Origin of the sequence: Flavobacterium calami, assembly GCF_038290035.1 — a bacterium.
Lineage (GTDB): Bacteria > Bacteroidota > Bacteroidia > Flavobacteriales > Flavobacteriaceae > Flavobacterium > Flavobacterium calami.
This window is the reverse complement of record NZ_JBBYHS010000008.1, coordinates 160,366-178,016: the sequence shown is the minus strand read 5'-3', so window position 1 is coordinate 178,016 and position 17,651 is coordinate 160,366. Positions and strand designations below refer to the sequence as shown.

General features: G+C 36.7%; 12 protein-coding genes. All 12 read right to left on the bottom strand.

Translation table 11 applies throughout. The features are described from left to right. Window positions 1-107: 107 nt before the first annotated feature. The 12 genes from AAEO57_RS09135 to AAEO57_RS09080 all read right to left on the bottom strand — a co-directional run bounded on the left by AAEO57_RS09135 (window position 108) and on the right by AAEO57_RS09080 (window position 17,645). Window positions 108-1,289 carry an aldose epimerase family protein gene (locus AAEO57_RS09135; protein ID WP_341691827.1) on the bottom strand — a complete coding sequence of 394 codons (1,182 nt, stop codon included), beginning with the start codon at window positions 1,287-1,289 and terminating at the stop codon, window positions 108-110. Between the two features lie 168 nt (window positions 1,290-1,457). Next, on the bottom strand, window positions 1,458-2,966 hold the full coding sequence (gene araA / locus AAEO57_RS09130; protein ID WP_341691825.1) for an L-arabinose isomerase: 1,509 nt from the start codon (window positions 2,964-2,966) through the stop codon (window positions 1,458-1,460). A 107-nt stretch (window positions 2,967-3,073) separates the two neighbouring features. Further along, window positions 3,074-3,775 carry an L-ribulose-5-phosphate 4-epimerase gene (locus tag AAEO57_RS09125; protein ID WP_341691823.1) on the bottom strand — a complete coding sequence of 234 codons (702 nt, stop codon included), beginning with the start codon at window positions 3,773-3,775 and terminating at the stop codon, window positions 3,074-3,076. Between the two features lie 3 nt (window positions 3,776-3,778). After that, window positions 3,779-5,452, bottom strand: coding sequence for a ribulokinase (locus AAEO57_RS09120; protein WP_341691821.1), 1,674 nt, complete (start codon window positions 5,450-5,452; stop codon window positions 3,779-3,781). Between the two features lie 310 nt (window positions 5,453-5,762). Further along, window positions 5,763-6,878: a glycoside hydrolase family 43 protein gene (locus tag AAEO57_RS09115; protein ID WP_341691819.1), complete on the bottom strand. Its 1,116-nt coding sequence runs from the start codon at window positions 6,876-6,878 to the stop codon at window positions 5,763-5,765. A 63-nt stretch (window positions 6,879-6,941) separates the two neighbouring features. Next, on the bottom strand, window positions 6,942-7,925 hold the full coding sequence (locus tag AAEO57_RS09110) for an arabinan endo-1,5-alpha-L-arabinosidase (protein WP_341691817.1): 984 nt from the start codon (window positions 7,923-7,925) through the stop codon (window positions 6,942-6,944). A gap of 8 nt (window positions 7,926-7,933) precedes the next feature. Further along, window positions 7,934-10,249: a glycoside hydrolase family 127 protein gene (locus AAEO57_RS09105; RefSeq protein ID WP_341691815.1), complete on the bottom strand. Its 2,316-nt coding sequence runs from the start codon at window positions 10,247-10,249 to the stop codon at window positions 7,934-7,936. A 156-nt stretch (window positions 10,250-10,405) separates the two neighbouring features. Then, window positions 10,406-11,380 carry a glycoside hydrolase family 43 protein gene (locus AAEO57_RS09100; protein ID WP_341691813.1) on the bottom strand — a complete coding sequence of 325 codons (975 nt, stop codon included), beginning with the start codon at window positions 11,378-11,380 and terminating at the stop codon, window positions 10,406-10,408. Between the two features lie 305 nt (window positions 11,381-11,685). Next, complete coding sequence (locus AAEO57_RS09095; RefSeq protein ID WP_341691811.1) at window positions 11,686-13,311, bottom strand: arabinan endo-1,5-alpha-L-arabinosidase; 1,626 nt, start codon at window positions 13,309-13,311, stop codon at window positions 11,686-11,688. 11 nt (window positions 13,312-13,322) lie between these two features. After that, window positions 13,323-14,870, bottom strand: a complete 1,548-nt coding sequence (locus AAEO57_RS09090; protein ID WP_341691809.1) for an alpha-N-arabinofuranosidase — start codon at window positions 14,868-14,870, stop codon at window positions 13,323-13,325. A gap of 61 nt (window positions 14,871-14,931) precedes the next feature. Next, on the bottom strand, window positions 14,932-15,933 hold the full coding sequence (locus AAEO57_RS09085) for an arabinan endo-1,5-alpha-L-arabinosidase (protein WP_341691807.1): 1,002 nt from the start codon (window positions 15,931-15,933) through the stop codon (window positions 14,932-14,934). Between the two features lie 128 nt (window positions 15,934-16,061). Continuing rightward, the gene (locus AAEO57_RS09080; RefSeq protein ID WP_341691805.1) at window positions 16,062-17,645 is read right to left on the bottom strand and encodes a RagB/SusD family nutrient uptake outer membrane protein; all 1,584 of its coding nucleotides are present in this window, start codon (window positions 17,643-17,645) and stop codon (window positions 16,062-16,064) included. Window positions 17,646-17,651 lie beyond the last annotated feature (6 nt).

The window sequence follows — 17,651 nt, the reverse complement described above, 5'->3', positions numbered from 1 at the left end:
AAATTTAAAACAATTTTAATGGGTTTCTCTGAATGTTACTAAACAAAAAAACCTCGAAGTCACAACTTTCGAGGTTTTAGAGAACTAAACTAAAAACTTATTTAAACTTATTTTTTAACTGAAAACTTAAAGGTAGTTTTCGTTTTGTAATTTTCTCCCGGGTTTAAGACTGTCGTTGGAAAGTCTTTTTGGTTTGGAGAATCTGGATAGTGTTGTGTTTCTAAACAAAAACCAGTTCTGTGAGCAAAAGTTCCTCCTTTTGGATTTGGTAACGTTCCGTCAAGAAAATTTCCTGAATAGAACTGAATTCCAGGTTCATCTGTAGTTATTTCTAACACTCTTCCGCTTGCAGGATGATAAGCCGTTGCGATAACTGTTTTGCCTTTTTCAGGATTGTTCAGTACCCAGCAATGGTCGTAACCTTTTCCTCTTTCTAACTGCTCGTTTTTAGCATCGATTTCTTTCCCGATTAATTTTGGTTTTCTGAAATCGAAAGGCGTATTGGCAACATCCTCCAGTTTTCCGGTTGGAATTAAAGTGGCATCTACAGGAACAATTTTATCTGCATTCAAAGTAATTTCGTGATCTAAAATTGTTTTAGAGAAATCTCCTGATAAATTGAAGTAAGAATGCTGCGTTAAATTCACAACTGTTTTCTTATCTGTTGTAGCTTCGTAAAGCACTTCAAGTTCGTTGTTTTTTGTTAATGTATACGTAACAAAAACCTGTAAATTCCCAGGATATCCTTCTTCCATATCTTTACTCAAATAAGATAATTTTAATGAAGCAGTATCACCTGATTTAACCTCATCAGCTTTCCATACCGCTCTAAAAAAACCTTCAGGACCTCCGTGTAAAGCATTTGGTGTGTTATTGATCGCCAAAGTATATTCTTTTCCGTCTAATGAAAATTTACCTTTTGCAATTCGGTTTCCGTATCTTCCAATAAGTGCTCCAAAAAATGGGTTTGGTTTCATGTATTGTTCCAAAGAATTGAATCCGATAACCACATTTTCAGAAACCCCATCTTTATTTGGAACTTTTAATTCAGTAATAATACCACCAAAAGTGATGATATCTACCTCCATTCCGTTTTGATTTTTCAGCTTGTAGCTTTCAATTTTTTCTCCTTTTGGAGTTGTTCCGTAATCTGATTTTACAATTGTTACAGAATCTTTAGCTTCTTGAGTTGTGTTTGCATCCATTTTTTTATCGCTTTTACATTGAACAGAAAGAGACGCCAAACCGATAATCATAATTCCGAAAGCACAACGTTTTAATACATTCATAATTTTTTTGGTTTAAAGTTGTAAAGTCAAAAGTCTTAAAGTCAAAAGTCTTAAAGTCAAAAGTCTTAAAGTCAAAAATCTAATGTCGAAAGTTACAAAATTTACCAAGGTTTCATTCATTAACATTGGTACTTTAGACTTTACGACATTAGACTTTGGACTTATATATTACAATCCGTGTTGAAACGTATGGTAATACGCTTCGTTGGCGTTAAGTTTATCTTTGAAATCTCTAATCGTTGTTTTCTCATCAATAACCACTAATTCAATTCCGGCGATATCAGCAAAGTCTTCCATAAACTCTGTTGTAACTGCCTGACTGTATACGGTATGATGTGCTCCTCCTGCCAAAATCCATGCTGTAGCTGCAATATCCAGATTTGGTTTACAATCCCATAATACACGTGCCACAGGAAGTTTTGGTAATTCAGCCATTGGTTTCACAGCTACCACTTCGTTTACAATTAAACGGAAACGGTTCCCCATATCCACTAAAGAAACATTGATTGCTTCTCCCGCTGGTGAGTTAAATACCAAACGAGCAGGATCTTCTTTTCCACCGATTCCTAATGGATGCACTTCACAAGAAGCTTTTCCGTCTGCAATAGAAGGACAGATTTCCAACATGTGTGATCCTAAAACGTATGATTTTTGAGGTGTAAAGTGGTAGGTGTAATCTTCCATGAAAGAAGTTCCTCCTTCAAGACCAATATTCATTACTTTTAACGCTCTCACCATAGCTGCCGTTTTCCAGTCACCTTCTCCTCCAAAACCATAACCATCGGCCATTAATCTTTGTGTAGCGATTCCCGGCAATTGTTTCCAGGCTCCAAGGTTTTCAAACGTATCTGTAAAAGCTCCAAAACCACCTTCTTCAAGGAAAGCTCTTAATCCTAATTCGATTTTTGCTGCTTCAACTAATGAACTTCTTTGTGCTCCGCCTTCTTTTAAAGAATCAGTTAAGTTGTATGATTGCTCGTAAACAGCTAATAAATCATTTAATTCTTTGTCTGTTACTTTTTCGATATGTTTGGTAACATCTGAAGAATCATATCCGTTAACTGACATTCCGAAACGAATCTGAGCCTCTACTTTATCGCCGTCTGTAACGGCAACTTCACGCATATTGTCTCCAATACGGGCTACTTTCAGGTTTTGAAGTTCATCCCATCCTAAAGCTACTCTTGACCATACACCTACTTTTTTATGTACTCTTTCATCTTCCCAGTGACCAACAACCACTTTGCGTTTTTTACGCATTCTGGACATCATAAAACCAAATTCACGATCTCCGTGAGCCGATTGGTTCAAATTCATGAAATCCATGTCGATAGAACCCCATGGAATTTCAGCGTTGTATTGTGTGTGCAAATGACATAATGGTTTTTTAAGAATTCTTAAACCGCCAATCCACATTTTTGCAGGTGAAAAAGTATGCATCCAGGTAATAACCCCGATACAGTTTTTGGTTGTGTTTGCTGCCAGACATACATCTAAGATCTGATCCGGTGATTTTACTACATCTTTATAAACTACTTTTACCGGTATATGAGATGAAGCATCTAATCCTTTTGCAATTATTTGCGAATGTTCTGCTACTTTTCTTAGTGTTTCTTCACCGTATAATTCCTGGCTTCCTACTACAAACCATACTTCTTTTTGAGAGATATCTATCATTTTGTTTAATCGTTTATTTGTTAAATTGTTTAACCGTTTATTTATTGGATTGTTTAATTGTGTACTGCGAATCGATTAAACAATTTACCGATCCACCAATTAAACAATTATTGTCCGTAATACGAATCTTTTCCGTGTTTACGGTTGTAATGTTTCTTTATTAATGAATCTTTCAGTCTTGGTGCGTTCGGGTTTATTTGCAAAGTCAGGTATGCCATTTCGGCTACGACTTCTAAAACTTTGCTGTTGTAAACCGCTTTTGCAGCATTTTTTCCCCAGGCAAACGGACCGTGGTTTCCAATTAAAACCATTTCTACTTCTTCGTACGAAAGGTTTTTTTCTTTGAAACAATCCAGAATCTGAATTCCGGTATTGTGTTCGTAGTTCCCTTCGATAAGCGAATCAGCCATTGGCGGAGCACACGGAATATCAGCCGTTAAATGGTCTGCATGTGTTGTCCCAAAAATTGGAATATCCTGTTGAGATTGTGCCCAGGCCACTGAATACGTTGCGTGTGTATGCGCTACTCCTCCAATATTTGGCCAGTTTTTGTATAAATAAGCATGCGTTTTAGTGTCTGATGACGGACGCATCGTTCCTTCGATAATGTTATTGTCAAAATCAACAATCACAATATCTTCCGGCTTTAAATCTTCATAAGGAACACCGCTTGGCTTAATGGCAAAAACACCATTTTTTCTATCCACAGCACTTACATTTCCAAAAGTATATACTACCAGATTCAATGCATTTAACTGCATATTGGCTTCGTAGCATTCTTGTTTTAAATCTTTATAAATTGAACTCATTATTTAGGATAATTTAATAGATGGATCAGCATAAGAACTTAATTGATCATAAGCTAAAAGTAATTTGTTGTAAGCAGCTACTTTGTCAAGTTCTGGTGTGTATTCACTTTCAAAAGGACTTCCCATTTTTTGACTGGCTTCAATTACATTTGGATAAATTCCAGAGGCTACAGCTGCATAAATTGCGGCTCCCAAGGCAGGTGCCTGATCTGATAAGGCTACTTTTATTGGCTTGTTTAAAACGTTGGCCAAAGTCTGCATGATAAAAGGAGATTTTCTGGCAACACCACCGATACCGATCACGCTGTCAATTTTTACACCTTCTTCTTCAAAACGATCCACGATTTTTTTAGATCCAAAACAGATTGCGTTTACTAAAGCTTTAAAAATATGAGGCGCTTTTGATCCTAGAGATAAGTTTGAAATGGCGCTTTTTACTTCCTGATTCGCATCCGGAGTTCGGCGTCCGTTGATCCAGTCTAAAGCCGTTGGTACACTTTCAGACAATGGAATCTTTTCAGCTTCTTTTGTTAATTCTACAATTAATTTGTCGCTGAATTCTTCTCTTAATTGTTCTTTTTGAGCGTCATTTAAAATTGATGAAGAACCTAATAATTGTTCGGTTGGCCACATCAGCAATTCTTTATACCATGCTAATAAATCGCCAAAAGCAGATTGACCTGCCTCAAGACCAATATAACCCGGAATCACAGATCCGTCAACCTGTCCGCAGATTCCGCGAACGGTTTTGATACCAACCTCATCATAAGAACCAACCAGAATATCGCAGGTTGAAGTTCCCATTACACGAACCAAAGTATTTTCGCCAATTTTAGCTCCAACAGCTCCTGAATGTGCATCAAAAGTTCCTACTGCCACAACCGTATCGGTCGTAAGTCCTAAACGATCTGCCCATTCTTTGCTTAATTTTCCGGCAACTAAATCTGAAGTATAGGTTTCATCGTATAAATTGCCACGAAGCGCAGCTAAATACGGATGTAGTTTTTCTAAGAATTCAACAGGAGGAAGGCCGTTCCAGTCGTCGTGCCACATGGCTTTGTGTCCTGCTGCACAACGGCTTCTTTTGAATGTTTTTAAATCTTTATCTTCAATTAACAAATACGTCATCAAATCGCAATGTTCCATCCAGGTATGTGCTGCATTTCGAACTGCTTCATCTTCTCTTGCAATGTGCAGGATTTTTGCCCAGAACCATTCTGATGAATAAATTCCGCCCACATATTTAGTAACATTTTCTCCGCCCCAGCTTACGGCCAGTTCGTTGATTTCGTTTGCTTCACTGATAGCCGTATGATCTTTCCACAACACCATCATCGCATTTGGATTTTCCTCAAAACCTTTTGTCAAAGCCAATGGAGTTCCGTCTTTTGTTACCGGCACCGGAGAAGATCCTGTTGTGTCGATGCAAATTCCGCGTACCTGTGAAGGATCTACTTTACTTTCTTTAATAACAGTCTGAATAGTTATTTCTAATCCTTCAATATGATCCAAAGGGTGCTGACGAAACTGATTGATCGATGCATCGCAATATTGCTTATTCTTCCATCTTTTGTAATGAGAAACACTGGATGCCAATTCCTGACCATTTTCAGTATCTATTAGCACCGCACGAACAGAATCTGTTCCGTAATCTAATCCTATAACGTAATTTTTCATTTCGAAATTCATTTTATGATGACAAATATAATATAATTAATTTATAAGTGTACAAAAAACACTTAATAAAAATTAGCTTGTTGTTTTTTACAGATAATGCATCAAAACAATGATTTAAGTTGAAAACAAAAAACAAACGTTAATTATACATTTATTCCGTTGCGATTATTTCATCTTTATTTTCAAAACAGTAACTCAATACGCTTAAAAAGTGTACTGAATTTGATTGCCTTTCAGCTTAAAATGAGTTTCTTTAGGGCTATTTTGGCTGAAGCTGCAAAAGAATTCTCATCCTTACTATTTGAACATTTTAATTAAATTTGAATATTGGTGTACCGTTTTCATCAAATTTTACTTTCATCATTCTCGCATGACGATTAGGATCGTATAACGGATCTGCAATAATTTCTTTCAAAGGTCTTTTATCTGTCACAGGCACAACTTTTGGATCACCAACAGCTTTTTCGTAATCCCTTGCATGATAAATTAGTAATGGTTCTCCGTTTTCATCAACTGTGAAGGAGTTATGCCCTGGCCCATAAATCTTTTTTGCTTCATTGGTTTTTAATACTGGATATCTGGATTTTTTCCAGGAATTTCTATCTAGTAAATCAGCATTTTCATCTGCTTCCATCATTCCGATAGTGTAACAGGCACCAGTAGCACTTGCCGAAAAAGTAATGTAAATTTTCCCTTTGTTTTTAATAACTGCAGGACCTTCATTTACCCAAAAACCTATGCGTTCCCAATCATAATCCGGAGTCGTTAGCATGAATTGAACTGTTTTTAGTTTTATGGGTGATTCCATTTCGGCTAAATACAAATTAGAAGCTGCAAACTGCCCACCTGTTTTTTCTGCCCAACAGAAATAGCGTTTATTTTTATGCTCAAATACAGTTCCGTCCAGAGAAAAATCGGTAAAGCTTTTTGGATCTGCGTCAGCTGCCTGCATTTGCCCAAGTTCAACCCACTTGTCATGTAAAGGATCCTGACCTGTACACTCCAAAACATAAGGTCTTAATTTCCAAATATCGTCTTCTTCGCTTGCTGCAAAATACACGTACCATTTTCCATCTAAATAATGAATTTCCGGAGCCCAGACATGACGGCTCATTGGTCCGCTTTTATGTTTTTCCCATACTCTGAAGGTTTCAGCATTTTGAAGTTCATCAATAGACTTTGCCCGTCTTAACTCGATAGCATCGTAGGTTGGTACTGACCCAGTAAAATAGTAATACCCATCTGTATGCTTGTAGATAAAAGGATCTGCTCGTTGCAACACAATAGGTTTGTTGGTTAAGGTTGTTTTTGTAGTAGTCAGTTGTTCTTTAGACAACTCTTTTGCTGCTTTTTTATCTGTACAGGAAGCGACACTTACCAAAACAACGGCTGAAAGTGCGAGGTTTTTTAATATGTTTGTTTGCATGTTATACGTGTTTGTTTGAATTTAATTTATTTGTGAGGAATTCAGACTTTCAATATTTTATTCTTATTTTAAAACAGGCCATAAGTCACTATCCCATTGCATTTCTTTGACTACTAATCTTGGCGTTCCGTTCGTTTTCTTTTCGTATGCATGGTAAAAAATATAATCTTTTCTATCAAAAGTGTATGCGCTGTTATGGCCTGCGCCAAAGTAGTTTTCGTCGCCCTGAACCACTAGACTTCCTCCACCCTGGTTTAAAGATTTTCCCTCTTTATCAACATAAGGTCCTGTGACATTTTTAGATCTTCCCACTACTACTTTATAAGTGCTTTTTTCTCCGCGACAGCATAAATCCCAGGAAAGAAATTGATAGTAATAACCATTTTTCTTAAAAATAAAAGGAGCTTCAAGCGCGCCGTCGCCGGGATCAGAATCTGCTAATTCAAAGCTTCTTTTACGTTTCGAAATCGTGTGCCATTCCTGAGGCTGTGCAATCGATTTTAAATCCGGATTTAATTTTACCAGTTTTAGCCCTTCCCAAAAAGAACCAAATGAAAGCCATGGCGTATTGTTTTCATCAAAAATTAAATTCGGGTCAATGGCATTCCACATATCACGATTGGGTTGTGACTGAATTACAATTCCCTGATCTACCCATTTGTAATTTTTATCAGATGGATCTAATGTTGTATTGGTCGCCACACCAATCGCCGAAGTATTTTTGGCGAAAGCCGAAACCGAATAATACAGGTAATACATATTGTTATGAAACGAAATGTCCGGTGCCCAAATGTGATTTTTAAAATCGGATGCAACATCATCTGCCCAAACAGGTTTGTCTTTGAAAACCTGTGGCTGTTTATCCCATTTTTTTAAATCTTTTGAGCTAAAAACACTGATTCCGTTTCCGGTACAATATAAATAATAAGTGTCTTTTTGTTTGATGACAACCGGATCGTGAACAACAATGTCTTGCGCTATTGCTGCGGATCCCGTTAGAATAAACAGGAGCGCAAATACTGATTTTATTTTGGTATACAATTGCATGATTCTTTTTATTTTACAATTCTTATTTGAGAAATTTTAGACGTTTTTTTGCCGTCTTTAGACTTAATTTTTAAATTAATAATTTGAGTATTGTCTAATTTGAATTGAATTATTTTGTCTTTTTTTGCGATAATCTCCGCAGGTTTTTCATTAATAAAAACATCAAGGTTATCCGTTTTAAAATCTCCTAAAAAACTAATTTCAATAAATTTGCCTTCTAGATTTTTATTTACCATCTGATAGGAAATATACGAGCTGGTATTTCTCCAAAAACCATCTTCCTCATAGCCAGAGTCACTCTTTTCTCCTTTGTAATGATGATCTACCTCAGGCTGCTGTTCTCCACAATTTATCTTATCGACCGTGTTCGCTTCAATAGCCATAGCTTCGATTTCCTGTTGCTTTAACAATGCCTGCTTTTCTTTGTATTCTTCTTGTTTATAGGTTTGAAAATACATCTGATAACGGGCATCGTGTATTTCAAAGAAGGGTTGTAATTCTAATGAATCTAACTTAAAGCGCATATTACCTAAATCTTTAAGTTTTGAAACATAACTTCCCTCTTCTCCTACTAGTGCATAAGCTTTGTCTAACGAAACGTATTTTCCTTGCGCAACATGTCCCATTCGGCTATCATCAGCGAACAAACCATCTAAATTTTCAGTAGAAGTTTTAGCGGCCAATACAATAGGACCATTTACAAATGCTGCCCAATTGGAGCCATCTGGCAACTTTTCTAAATGCGTTGAAGTCTTAAATGCAATGGCTATTTTATCTCCTGATTTCCATTTTCTTTCCAGACTAACATAATTAGCTGGTTTAGCTTGTATTTTTTGCAATTTTCCGTTTACTAGAATTTCGAAATTCGTTGCCCATTTTGGATAACGAATATTCAAAACAAAAGATTTAGGATTCTTAAGTTTTAAAACAATCTCGCTGTTGTTTTCATAAGGAAATTTTGTGGTTTGCTCTAATTCTATTCCTTTTTCTTTCCAGTTTAAATTGGATGGAATAAAAAGATTTACAAAAATATCATGCTCTGAATGGCTATAAATTAATTCTCCATATTTAGAATGATTTTCAAGACCTGTACCAACACAACACCACATACTGGTTTCTGGCTGCGAGTACACGCGATAATGATTTGGCCGAATTGGAGTAAAGTACACAAAGCCACCTTTGTTGGGCTCCTGGCTGGAAAGAATGTGATTGTAAAGTGTACGCTCATAAAAATCAAGGTAACTCACATCGTTTTTGTCTAAAAACAACGCTTTACTTAAACGTTCCATATTGTAGGAATTACAAGTTTCCGGCCCTTGATTTGATTTTAGCATTCCGCTAAAATCATCTATAGGATTGAAATGTTCCGCAACGCTATTTCCTCCAAAAGCGACAGTTCTTTTTTCGGTTACATTTTTCCAAAAAAACTGCGCGGCATCGGACCATTGTTTATTATCTGATAACTTTCCAATTTTCTCAAAACCAATAACTTTTGGTATTTGTGTATTAGCATGTAAACCCGTTAGTTTGTCTTCCTTTTTAATTAATGGATCGAGAATGGCTTTTTGCGAAAGCTTTTCAGCCGTTTCAAGATATTTTTTGTTTTTTGTGATGCTATACAAATCCGCAAAAGATTCATTTATACCACCATGTTCTGTTTTTAAAATTTTTTGGATTTGTTCATCAGAAAGAGGTCGGATCAATTCGATAAACCAATCTCCTAATTTTATTACAATTTCTTTTGCTTTTTCATTACCCGTATAATTGTAGGCATCAATTAAGCCTGCAAAAAGTTTATGAATATTATAGATAGGAACCCAGGTATTATTTAAACCAAAACCACTTCCGTCTATATCTCCTTTATGAATTCTATCCCAAAAGACTTTTCCTTTAGGAATACCTCCAACATAACCAGTTCCATCCTTTTCCTGACAACGAGCTAATTCAGAAATCATATAATCCAAACGGCTTTTAATTTCTTTATTTCCGGTAGAAGCATACATCATTGCTAATGCAGCTACATAATGACCTCCGATATGTCCATCAAGGCCTATGTTTTCCCAGTTGCCATATCGATCAGCTTTTACAGGTAAGCCGGCAGCTATTAAATAAGGTGCTAATAGTCGGTCTGGATTTAGGTCTAATAAATATTTAAGATCAACGTTTTGTGCATTTTTGAAAGGACCACTCGTTAGTTTTATCTCTTGCAATTTAAATTCCTGCATCTGTGCGATTGAAGGGAGAGTAATTAAGAGAGCTGCGACTAAACAAAATGATTTAGTCGTTATTTTTTTCAAACTCACTTTAATATTGGAGAAAACCATGTGTTTAAAATATAATTGTTAAAAATGCTTCTTTTGTTAACCATATAAGTGATATAAGTAAATCTAAGTTTCGTTTTATCTGAAAACTTTTAGGTCATATAAGCTGAGACTGAAAATTTCCTCTAAAAACCTGTAAACTGAGACCGAGACTGAAAACTACTGAATTCCCTCAGACGTCATAACCACTCGTTTCATTGTTCCGTCTTTGTTGTAATACAATTTATCAACGCAAACTGATCTTCTGAAACTTCCTCCATGTGGAATTGAAGCTCCATTGTGATAAATAAAATACGACTGTCCTTTAAAGTCAATTATCGACTGATGGTTGGTATTGCTGTTTCCTGCCAGTTCATTCAAAATTCCTTTAAATTGCCATGGCCCTGTAATGGATTTGCTCATGGCATAGGCGATTTTCTCCGGAAACTGATACGCATAGGATAAATAATACCAGTTTTTATGTTTGTGAATCCACGGTGCTTCGGTGAAATTGGGTAAATCAATTGTTTGGATTGGGCCGTCTAATTCCAGCATATTTTCTTTTAATTTGGCATAATGACAAACGGTATTTCCCCAAAATAAATACGCCTGACCATTATCATCAATATAAACTGTCGGATCAATATCGTCCCAGCTTATTTTGGTGTGCGTTGTCATATCGTTTGTAATTAACGCTTTTCCAAGGGCATCTTTAAAAGATCCTGTTGGACTGTCAGAAACTGCAATTCCAATTGCTTTTCCGTTAATTGTTCCGTGAGTAACGGTTACGTACCAATAGAATTTTCCGTTTCTTTCAATTACCTGCGATGCCCATGCATCTCCTTTTGCCCATGCAAAATCGGTCACTTTTAACGGCACCGGATGCGATTCCCACTTTTTCATATCTGAAGAAGAATATACTACCCATTCGTTCATTTTATAAAAATTAAAATCTTTTGGTGCCTCATCATGACCTGCATACAAATACACTTTGTCTTTGTAAACCAACGCTGCAGGATCGCCTGTATATTTATCTTTTATAATCGGGTTATTATATTTTGCAGGATCAATTTGGCTTACAGAAGATTGTGCGACCACTGTTGTGCAGGATGCAATCAAAACTAAGAATGACAGGCTTATAATTAGGTCTTTCATTATGGTTTAATTTGGCATTTCTTTGATATTTTTATATACTATTTTAAACACACTTCGACTTCGCTCAGTGCAGGCTATAAACATAGAATTTTTGTCTTAAAAAAAGGGGTTTCACTTGTTTAAAGTCACATAACTATGTTTTTTGATCTGAGTAAAACGACTTTTAACACTTTGTAAACTATGTCTCTATGTGTTTATTTTTTCTCACGCAGATTCAGCAGATAGAGCAGATTTTTTTCTAATCTTTTAATCTCAGGCTAAATCTCGATTCTTTCTTCTTAATTCTATAACTTTATTTATTAAAATTAATTCACTTTTTTACCCCAAACAGGTAATCCGGCTGTTGTTAATCCAGAATAACTGATTGTTACTTTTCTCGTAGCTGATTCCCAATCCCAGGCATCACTAACTTTGCATTTTACACCATTTACAGTTAATGTTTTAGCAGTGCTGTCATACGACCATGTACCAGTAGCGCCTCCGCTCACTTTTTTGTCAGCGGTTAAATAAATTGTAACTGATTTTTGAATAACCTCATATTGGTAATTCATTGTAATTTGTTCCCAGGTTCCAATAAAAGAAGCTTCTGTAATAGTAGTTTCAGGTACTGCTGCATATCTTTCCGGATCCACTACCGGCCATCCGTCTTCTGTCCATTTTATGGCACGAACATGTCCCATCATGATTGCGTTAGATACATTAATCCCGGGAACTCCTACAGGCAAGCGAGCCTGAGATGCGTAAAACCATTGTTTAGTATCCGGGTTTTGAAAAACAGAACAATGAGCAAATCCAACCCATCCGGTATGATTGTTAAAACCATAAGGGTGTGTTAGCATTGGCCAGCAATCTGCACCGTTCGTTACATTGGCACCATTGATTCCTAAGAAAGGACCTGTAATACTTTTAGAACGGCAAACCCTTGTATTGTAAGGAACATCCAGACCATCATAAGCAAGGAACAAATAATAGTACTGCGTATCCGGATTGTATATAATTTCGGGGCCTTCTGAACCCTGCCAGCGGCTTGTTGCACTTCTGGATGCGATGCGTGTTCCGTAATCGCTTAAAGTTTTTAACTGATACGGTTTTCCAGTAGATGGATCCAGTTTTAGTGATGCAATTCCGGAATGCCATGAACCGTAAATGAGGTATTGCTCTCCCTGAGGTGTTTCTATAAAAGTTGGATCAATTGCATTGAATTTAAAATATGCATTTTCCCAGTTTCTGGCTCCTGTATAAGAATAAGGTTTTACACCATCGGGTTCAGAGCATACTACCATCCCTTTATCTACCCAAACATTCGTTGCCAAATCATCTGATTCTGCCAATCCGATAAAAGCTCTTTCTGACCATGACGTTTCAAAACTGGTTCCGGTAATGGGTTCGTCTACCACAATGCTATAATACAATCGATATTTGCTGCCTACTTTTTTGATGTAAGGCGCCCAACACCCATATCGTGGATTTTCAATTGCCGGCAAAGCTGGGACCATTCTGGCCCTTTTATTATTTAACGAATCTTTTACCCAGGCAGGAACTGTAGCCATAGCCGACCCCATATATTCCCAGGTAACAAGGTCTTTGGAGCGTCTGTACGGAAAATGGCCGTGACCAACATGAGCATTTCCATACGATGCATCTGTCTGATACATATAATAGTATTCACCGCATTTTTCGACTGAAGGATCATGAACGTTAGCCAGATTCCATTGCGCCCTATTGTTCCAGGAAGAAATAGAGCTGTAATTATCAGCATAAGTAGGTCCCGGAAAAGCAGGAGGCGTTACTACTGGCGGAACAACAACTACCGGAGGATCTTCATCCTCAGTTGCAGGATCATCCCCTGAGCAGCTTACTGTACCAGCAAGAGTCAATAAAAAAAGCCCTAAATAAGAAGCAATTTTTAAAATGGAATTCGATTTTTTCATCTTTTTATGTTTTATTTTCCTTCTAAAACAACAACTGAGAAAGGAGGAATTGTGATTTCTAATTTTCCTTTTTTGTTTTCGAAACCTTTAAAAGCTGTTGGTACAATTTTATTAGGTGTATCGAATGAATTGTAATCCTGTAATTTTGCTGATGTAATTATGGTTCCTGTGAAGTTTTTAACTCCAAGGTCTTTCACATCAATCTCTATTTTGTTTTTATTTTTTGCATCTACGTTCACTAAAGAGATATGAATTGCTCCGTTTTTATCTTTTGAAGCCGAAGCTGACACTGCAGGAAGTGTTTCTCCATTCACTGTGTACAACGGCGACTGAAAACTTACCGGTAGTAATTTTGCATCCTGATGAACAGCGTATATTTTCATTACATGATAAGTAGGCGTAGTAATCATTTTAGCTTTATCAGTTAAGATAACTGCCTGTAAAACGTTTACACATTGTGCTAAGTTTGCCATACGTACCCTGTCAGCATGATTGTTGAAAATATTAAGTGTTGCACCGGCTAAAACTGCATCTCTCATGGTGTTCTGCTGGTATAAAAATCCTGGATTTGTCCCTTTTTCAACTTCATACCATCCACCCCATTCGTCAACCAGCATGGCTACTTTTTTCTCAGGATCGTATTTATCCATTATAGCACCGTGTTTGGTAACCAATTCTTCCATTTTTAGAGCAGATTGCATGGTTTTAAAATATTGCTCTTCGGTAAAATCAACTCCGTCTCCTTTTTTATTCCAGTTGATTACGGCATAATGATGAACACCAATCCCTCCTAACATATTAAGCGGAATGTTCTTCATTAAAACTTCTGTCCAGTTATAATCGCCACTATTAGATCCTGATGCAATACGCGTGATTCCGCCAGTATTTTCCCAATCTGACATAAACGTAGCAAACTTGCGGTATTCACCGGCATAATATTCCGCCGTCATATTTCCTCCGCAACCCCACGCTTCATTTCCAATACCCCAGAATTTAACTTTCCATGGTTCTGCTCTTCCATTCTTTTTACGCAAATCACTCATCGGACTTTTACCGCTAAAGTTGGTGTACTGAACCCAGTCAGCTAATTCCTGAACGGTTCCGCTTCCCACATTTCCTGATAAATACGGTTCTGTTTCCAGAAGTTCACACATATTCAAAAAATCATGGGTTCCAAAACTATTGTCTTCAGTTGTACCTCCCCACCATTTGTTTACGATAGTTGGTCTTTGTTCCTGAGGTCCAATTCCGTCTTTCCAGTGATACGTATCGGCAAAACAACCACCAGGCCATCTTAGGTTTGGTATTTTCAACTCTTTTAAAGCCGCAATAATATCATTTCGAACTCCTTTAGTATTTGGTATTTTTGAAGTGTCACCCACAAAAAAACCTCCGTAAATGCAGCGCCCTAAATGTTCTGCAAAATGCCCGTAGATATTTTTGTTGATAGTTGGAGCCTTGTCATCATTTTTTAATGTGACAATCGTAGTTTCTTTTTGTGCGAAAGTAATTTGATTACAAAATGTAAATACAAATAGAATTAAAAATGCTTTTTTCATGTTATGGTATAGATAGTTATAAAGAGGAAAATTAATCAATTTTCCTCTTTATATTAATTTTTTAATAAGAAAGCGTTGGCCATCCTGATGACCATGTGAAGTAAACAATTTCCATTTTTGGATTTCCATTGTCTGCTTTATTGTAATAATGAACAGCCCCTTTTTGCGTTCCTGTAATTCTGGATAAATGTCCCGGTCCGATATAATCCCCTTGTGAAGCTAAAACAGTTGTTCCGCCTCCGCTTTTTAAGGATACTCCGTTTTTATCCGTAAAAGGCCCAAACGGACTTGTTGAACGACCTACTACAATATAATATGTACTGTTTACGCCATTACAACAAGTGCCTCTGTTAACAAACATATAGTAATAGCTCCCTTCTTTAATTAAACAAGGAGCTTCCCACGAAGCACTGTTTCCGCCTGCTACAACTGTTCTTGTTCCGGTTGGTTTACCTGTTGAAGGATTAATCTGAACTACTCCTATTCCGGCATGCCAGGAACCATAAGCCATATAAACATTACTACCGTCAACCAAAATAGATGCGTCAATTGCATTCACATCTGAAGCAGAAGTAGAAGAAACCACAACCCCTCTGTCTGTCCAGGTTGTTCCTGCGCTTTGCGAAATTGACGGAGCTGTAACCAACCCTATAGCCGAGGTTGCAGAACCGAAAGTAGAACATGAATAATACATGTTCCATCTGTTATTGAACCATGCGACATCCGGTGCCCAGAATGTTTTGGTAAAACCCGGCACATAACTTTTTATCCAGCTAGGGGTTGATGCAAATACAGAAATACCCCATGTCCAGTTTGCTAAGTCTCTTGAATATGTCATCGGAATATTATCTCCTGTAGTAAAGACATAATAATTCACCCCGCTTTTTACTATTGTGCTTGGGTCGTGTGAAGGCACATTTCCTACCACTGTTTTTGCTGTTAAATTTGTAATCTGAGAATCCTGAGTCACAGAAGCCGCTTCTTCATTTGGAGAAACAACATCTTCATTTTGACAACTTCCTAATAATATTGCTAATAAAACCAAACTTGTAATTGTTTTCATTGTTCTAATAATTTTAGTTCCTGTATAAATTTAACTTCTCTGGTATTCAATCTTTAAAACATAATATCACATAGCAGTTTTAAGCTGCCACATGATACTATGCAATCTAACTACTAATTCAATAAATATTAATAACTGTCATTTTGTGTAATTGGAAATTCGTTTGTGTCTATTTCTAATTGTGGAATTGGAAAATATTCTCTTCCTTTTGCATAAGAATTAAACTCTGTATCCCTTGATTTTAGCCAAGCTAATTTAGCCTCATCTTCAAGCCATCCCCAACGACGAATATCATCAAAACGATGCCCTTCAAGAGCAAATTCTAAAAATCTTTCATGACCAATTTGCTCTCTCATTTGGGTTTGTGACATGTTTGGTTTTGTTGTTGCTAAATTTGGCAAATTCACTCTGTCTCTTACTATTTGAATATAAGTATAAGCTCCTGAAGTATCGCCGGTTTCATTTAAACATTCGGCATACATTAATAAAATATCTGCATAACGCAGTAAACGCTCATTGATTCCGGAACGCCAATCATATTCATTAGCAAAAGCACCTCCTCCATTTTCATATTTCTTGCAGTAGATATCATTTAAATCTGCCGGAGAGCTTGCATATTGGACTTCGAATGTAGTCTGATAAATAGGTGTCGCTCCACCTGGTTTCAGATAAAAAATTGTAGCATCCAAACGTGGATCAACTCCACCTGTTTTTGTCTTTTCTTCCTGAAATTCATTTAATAATGTAAATGTTGGCTGTACATCTTTGAATCCAAAGGCTGCAGCACCATAAGTAATCGCTCTTGCAGAAGTTTTTCCCCAGTCAGCAACAGGAATACCTCCCCAGCTTAAACCAACACCTCCTACCGCTCTGCTAAACTGCACTTCAAAAAGTGATTCTGAATTGTTTTCATTTGTATCTGTAAAATTATCTGCATAATTAGCCACTAATGAATAAACCCCTAAATCAATAACTTTTTTGAATGTATCCCTTGCATTAGGAAAATCTTTTGTAAATAAATACGCTTTTCCTAAATAACCTAATGCTGCTCCTTTTGTAGCACGTCCAAGTCCTTTTCCTGCTTCAACAGTAGTGTCGATTCCTGAAATTCCTGAATAGCTTGGAGGCAACAATTCTGCTGCTTGTTTAAAATCGGCTATAACCTGAGCCCAGCCTTCTGCTTGTGTTTTTTGTGGATGGTATACTGACAAGTCTAAAGGAATTGGTACATTTTTAAACATGTTTACAAGATGAAACAGATACAATCCTCTCAAGAAATAAGCTTGCCCTAAAATTCTGTTCTTAAGTGCCGCATCGGTAAAATTGATGTTTGGAACATTAATTAAAACCTGATTAGCGCGGTTAACTCCCTGATAGTATTCTCTAAAAGCCCATCCATAAATTGCAGGGTCAGAAACATTTGAGTTGAAGTATCCAACATTTTTCATAGAGCCCCAAGGGCTGTTACTGCGTGTGTCATCTCCTTTTAAGTCTAATAAAAGTGGAGAACTTCTCATATAAGTCCCCTCGTTTAATAAACTGCTGTATGCTGCATTCAATCCTTTTAAAGCATCTGAATCTGTTTTCCAAAATGACTCTGATGAAGCTTCATTTGGATTAACTTGTTCTAAATCTTCATCTGTTACACAACTTACTGTTGTAAAAACTACAGAAAGAAATAAAACTAAATATTTTATATTTTTATTTTTCATATGTAT